Here is a 4707-nt window from a genome sequence, read left to right on the forward strand (position 1 = left end):
CCATTCGATAGAGTCGCCGGCCTGCAGGCGCATCGCATGGGCTATCCTTTCTGGGACTGTCGTTTCTAAGCTCGGTGAGTCCTTCTTTGCCTGCCTGACCTTGGAATGCGGTTCCTGGTGCTTTGGCTTTGTCAGATCCTAAATCTACCGTACACAAAATTGAAAGCCAAGTATGCTGATGTATTAGCAGATTCGGGATTTTTCCTCTGCAAAACGTCAACTGCCAAGAAACGAAATCACATAATCTTTATCAGTATATCCCTACCCTCTTGTGGGCTGGCTCAAAAAATAAAGGGAAGGCTACTGTTACTTGTTCGTGCCTGCCGCGCCCTGCTCGTACTCGTCCCCTGTCGGGGCAGCGCCAGCGGTTCCCTTTGCCATTCCTTTGCTTCTGGCAATTTCCTTTGCGCGCTCGGGGTCGCTCCCTTCCTGACCCTTTTCAACTATTTTCTGGTCAGAAGCGTCCCTCTTTACTGCCGTCGGCTCGTGCTCTTTTATCTTTGCCGGGGTCATTGGCTCCTTTGATCTGTATTCCTTGAGCGGGTCGTCCTTTCTTCCCGTCTCGGTTCCCTGGGCGCCTTCCTCGTATTGCCTGTCTTTTTCTGACATGGTATAGTCTCCAAGTTATCATATTAACGGGTTATTTGCACCGTGACCAGAGCAAATTTCCGGGGAAATGGTGCCCGCCTAGCTGCGGCTCTGGCGCAAAGGACCTGCCTGCCTTGTCACGCCAAAAATCTGTCTGCTAGGCCGGTTATTGTCTGTCTTCGGTTTTGTTGAAAAAGCGCCCCGGGGAATGTCGCTCCGCCTAAACATAGTTGAAAGTATTATGTTTTTCTGTACATAATATTGTAAAATATGCAAACTGTTTCTCCCACATCTATCTTCTATAGTTTGAAGCTGGAATATCTTTTAATAGTAATGTAACCTAAAAGTCCCCTGATGCAGAAACACTTGTCTGCTGCCCAGTCTAGCGGCGACGAGCTCGTGGACAGGCTCGTGGCTGAGCTGCGCGGCCTGGACCTTGCGCAGAACGAAGCCAGAATCCTCGTGTCCTTGATGTCAAACGGCCCTTGCATAGCAAGCGATGTTTCGAGGAACACCGGAATCCAGAGGACCGAAGTGTACCAGACGCTCTACAGCCTCCAGTCAAAGGGCATAGTATTTTCAACGTTTGAAAAGCCCCAGCGGTACTACGCGCTTGCAGTGGCCGACGTCTTTGACGCGCTCGTGCAGATCAAGCAAAACGCCCTGCGTGAGCTGTCGCAGAGGAAAGGGCACTGCACGCAGCTGTTTGAAGAGGTAATGGCAAGCAGGGTCAGCCCCAAGGCGCCTGACCGGGAAAACTACCAGGTGATAACGGGTATGGACGCCATAGGAGTCAAGGTGATGAAGATGGTCGCCGACGCAAAGCAGGAAGTGCTTGTACTGGTATCGGAGAAGAACCTGCGGGCATTCCACCGCATGGAAGTCGTCGACAAGCTGCAGTCGCTACCCGGCAACGTGCGCTTGGTGATAAAGGTAATGGGCTGGAAAGATCGCGACTACCTCTACAAGGACATCGTGCTTGACAGCGTGGTCAAGGTAGAAAAGGCCTTTGCGTGCGACTTTGTAGGCGGGAGCCCAATGCCATTGAACATGGTGATCGTGGACAGGAGCGAAGTGATAATCATGCCGGAAGACACGGACGAGCGCAAAGAGTACGGGTTTTATGCAAGCACAAAGTCGCTTGCCTCGACCTTTGCGATACTCCACGAGAGCATAAAGTGACTACTTGACGACTGTCATGGTTATGGTCGACCGTATGCCCTGCTGGAGCCTTATTTTGTTCAGGGCCTTTTTCACTTCCTGCAGCGTGCCCGACTCTACCTTGGCAATGACATCGTAGACTCCCATGACCTTCTTGACGTCAGAGACGGTCGATATGGACTCAAGCTCCGAGACTACCTTTTGCTGGGATCCAGATTCGCAATTCACCAAAACAAAGGCTTCCACTATACCCTAAATTGCAGCCGGAAATTAAAAGAGTTTCACTAAATGTAGGGTGGCTAAAGTCTTTAAAGTTATGCGGGGCTACCTATAGTGCTCTGCCTAGTGCAGGCATTTCAAAATATTGGAGAAAAACATGTGTGGAATAGCAGGAATTTTGAGCAAGAATGGTGAGAACGTCGCGCCGGTTGTCGGCATGATGCTCTCGCGCATGGCCAAGAGGGGGCCGGACGGCGCCGGCATGGCCACAGAAGACTCTATTATAAAGGCAGATTCAGTTCAGATGCTTGCCGCGGCAGACATCAAGGGTTCTAGCGTCCTTGGCCACGCACGGCTTGCCATAGTGGGCGGCTCGATAGGCTCGCAGCCGTTTGCCAGTTGCGACGGCCAGCTGGTGATGGAGCATAACGGCGAGATATACAACTACAAGCAGCTGAAGAAGCGCCTTGAAAAGCGCCACAGGTTCAGCACAGAGACAGACAGCGAAGTCGTCGTGCACCTGCTGGAAGACGCATACTTGCAGGGAGGCGACTTTGTCGAGGCGATAAAAAAGACAGTGAGCAAGCTCGACGGCATCTACGCGCTCGCAATAAAAGACGCGGCCACGGGCACGATGGCACTCGTGAGAGACCCAATAGGCGTCAGGCCGATCTACTGGGGCGAGAACGGCCGGTTCGTGGCGTTTGCGTCAGAGAGAAAGGGGCTGTGGGCGGCGGGCATTTCGGAGCCTACGCGCCGGGTCCTTCCGGGCCACGCTCTCGTCATAACGCCTGCCGGCAGGATATCTCAGGTGAGGGTCGCCCCTGCGCCGGCGATAAAGCAAAAGCCCGCGCTCAGAACAATGCAGGCCGCAGTCGACGCATACGGGAAGGCGATTGCCGGCTCGATGCGCAAGCGCACGCAGGACGTGAAAAAAATAGGGATAATATTTTCAGGCGGCATCGACAGCGTGCTCGTCGCATACCTTGCCAGCAAGATGGTGCCAGAAGTGACCTGCTACACCGCAGGCGTCGAAGGCTCTAGCGACCTTGACCACGCAAAGGCGATAGCGGACAAGCTGGGGCTGGAGCTGTATGCAAAAGAGCTTTCGCAGGGGCAGGTGGAAAAACTCGTCCCAAAGATAATCGACGTTATAGAGGACACCAACGCCGGCCAGGTCGAAGTGGCGCTGCCGGTATACTGCGCGGTGCAGCTGGCAAGCGAGCAGGGGATAAGGATAATGCTCACCGGCCAGGGGGCAGACGAGCTCTTTGGCGGCTATTCGTGGTATCCGCAGGTGGCCCGGAGGGAAGGCTATGACAAGCTGCGCAGGTACATGCTCGACGACCTGGCGCTCCTGTACAAGGAGACTCTGGAGCGAGAAGACAAAGTGGCCATGGCCCACAGCGTAGAGATGCGCGAGCCGTTTCTCGACCGCGACGTGATAAAGTGCTCGATGGACATCGACCTGCGGCTGAACGTGAGAAAGGACGACAGGTTCGGCAAGCGCGTCCACCGCAGGCTCTCCCAGGAACTGGGCATACCAAAAGATATAGCATTCCGGGTCAAAGCAGCGGCGCAGCATGGCTCTGGCGTGCACTCGCTCATCGACGCAATTGCAAGAAAGAACGGATTTGACGAAGAGGCAGTCACGGCCGGCTACTTGCAGTCACTTGAACTGAAGGAAAAGATGGGAAGCTCGCAGAGGTACGGCTACATGTTTGAAAAGGAGCAAAAGATGTGGATAGCCGAGCCGCACGTCCAGATGTACCTGGACAGCCTGGTAAAGGGCTAGCGGCGGGCCCGCTGCCTTGTCCTCTGCCTCGGCGCGTCCTCCCGGTCAATCCACGCCTTGACGGCCTTGCTATAGATTTCATGGGCTAGAGCTTCGTTGCCGTGCGCAGTCTCTTTTCTTGCGTATGGCCTTGCTGTCTCCACCAGCAGCCTTGACAGGCCTTCAGTCACGCCGTTGATGCCCTGCACCTCTCTATACCCCGACTTGCCGTTCTTTGCTGCAAGCGTGGCCAGCACGCCCCACGACCTCTCGATGCTGACTGGATAAAAGTAGCGGGCGATGTCCTTTGGCAGCGCGTCAAGGTCGTAGACAAACAGGTACGCGGCAGGCGAAAAGAACTTTTGGATTATGCCGTGCTCCTCTGCCACCTTTTTTGTTATCGCGACGAGGCCCGCGTTTTTCAATATCTTCATGTGGTAATTCAGAGACGCGTCTGAAAGCCCGAGCTCGTCTGCCAGCTGGGCCTGCGTCATCGGTTTCTGGCGCAAGAATGTTAGGATCGCCCTGCGCATGGGGTCGATCAGGATGCCCGCAATGTCTGGGTCATCGACGATGTATGCAGCTTTCATCAACTGCCGGTGGTATTTGCAATCAAGATATAACTTTAATGGCTAAAACTAGCCACAATTTAGAGCAAGCTGAACAGTTAGATTTATCTAACAAAAGCGCGTCTTTTATGTATGGCACAACAGATCCCCAGCAACTGCGACCCTTCCTTGGTCGAGATAGCCAAGACAGTATGCACAAAGGAAGGCCTTAATTTCGAAGCACTCACCCTCCACCAGACGCGCGGTCTGCTGTACTATTGGTGCTCTACCTGCGCCGGCACACACCCGCTCACAGATCTCATCATTTCAAGAAAGAAAAAGATTTGCACGCACTGCGACACGTCGATAAAGCTTTACGCGACGAGCAACAAGTTTGGCAAGCTTAGGCGCATGATA

6 protein-coding genes are annotated in these 4707 nt (G+C 54.0%); 3 read left to right on the plus strand and 3 right to left on the minus strand.

Going from position 1 to position 4707, the window contains the following annotated elements; all coding sequences use genetic code 11:
• Positions 1–306: 306 nt before the first annotated feature.
• Entirely contained in the window at positions 307–609 is a 303-nt protein-coding gene (locus ACREAY_RS09840; RefSeq protein WP_431755599.1) for a hypothetical protein, read from the minus strand.
• A gap of 345 nt (positions 610–954) precedes the next feature.
• Here ACREAY_RS09840 and ACREAY_RS09845 point away from each other — a divergent pair, with 345 nt between their 5' ends.
• Positions 955–1770, plus strand: a complete 816-nt coding sequence (locus ACREAY_RS09845) for a TrmB family transcriptional regulator (protein ID WP_431755600.1) — start codon at positions 955–957, stop codon at positions 1768–1770.
• On the opposite strand, the gene ACREAY_RS09850 is transcribed toward ACREAY_RS09845, so the two are convergent.
• The gene (locus ACREAY_RS09850; RefSeq protein ID WP_431755601.1) at positions 1771–1995 is read right to left on the minus strand and encodes an Lrp/AsnC ligand binding domain-containing protein; all 225 of its coding nucleotides are present in this window, start codon (positions 1993–1995) and stop codon (positions 1771–1773) included.
• Positions 1996–2125: 130 nt separating this feature from the next.
• Here ACREAY_RS09850 and asnB point away from each other — a divergent pair, with 130 nt between their 5' ends.
• Positions 2126–3763, plus strand: a complete 1638-nt coding sequence (gene asnB, locus ACREAY_RS09855) for an asparagine synthase (glutamine-hydrolyzing) (RefSeq protein ID WP_431755602.1) — start codon at positions 2126–2128, stop codon at positions 3761–3763.
• Here asnB and ACREAY_RS09860 read toward each other — a convergent pair.
• Complete coding sequence (locus tag ACREAY_RS09860; protein WP_431755603.1) at positions 3760–4332, minus strand: ArsR/SmtB family transcription factor; 573 nt, start codon at positions 4330–4332, stop codon at positions 3760–3762. The genes asnB and ACREAY_RS09860 overlap by 4 nt on opposite strands.
• Before the next feature lie 111 nt (positions 4333–4443).
• Here ACREAY_RS09860 and ACREAY_RS09865 point away from each other — a divergent pair.
• A partial coding sequence (locus ACREAY_RS09865; RefSeq protein WP_431755604.1) for a hypothetical protein occupies positions 4444–4707 on the plus strand: 264 nt, incomplete at its 3' end.

It is taken from the genome of Nitrososphaera sp. (assembly GCF_050748925.1).
Lineage (GTDB): Archaea > Thermoproteota > Nitrososphaeria > Nitrososphaerales > Nitrososphaeraceae > Nitrososphaera.

Excerpts from the sequence above, each read along its gene's own strand:
- ACREAY_RS09860 (WP_431755603.1), bottom strand. The coding sequence starts at position 4,332 with ATGAAAGCTGCATACATCGTCGATGACCCAGACATTGCGGGCATCCTG.
- ACREAY_RS09840 (WP_431755599.1), bottom strand. The coding sequence starts at position 609 with ATGTCAGAAAAAGACAGGCAATACGAGGAAGGCGCCCAGGGAACCGAG.
- asnB (WP_431755602.1), top strand. The coding sequence starts at position 2,126 with ATGTGTGGAATAGCAGGAATTTTGAGCAAGAATGGTGAGAACGTCGCG.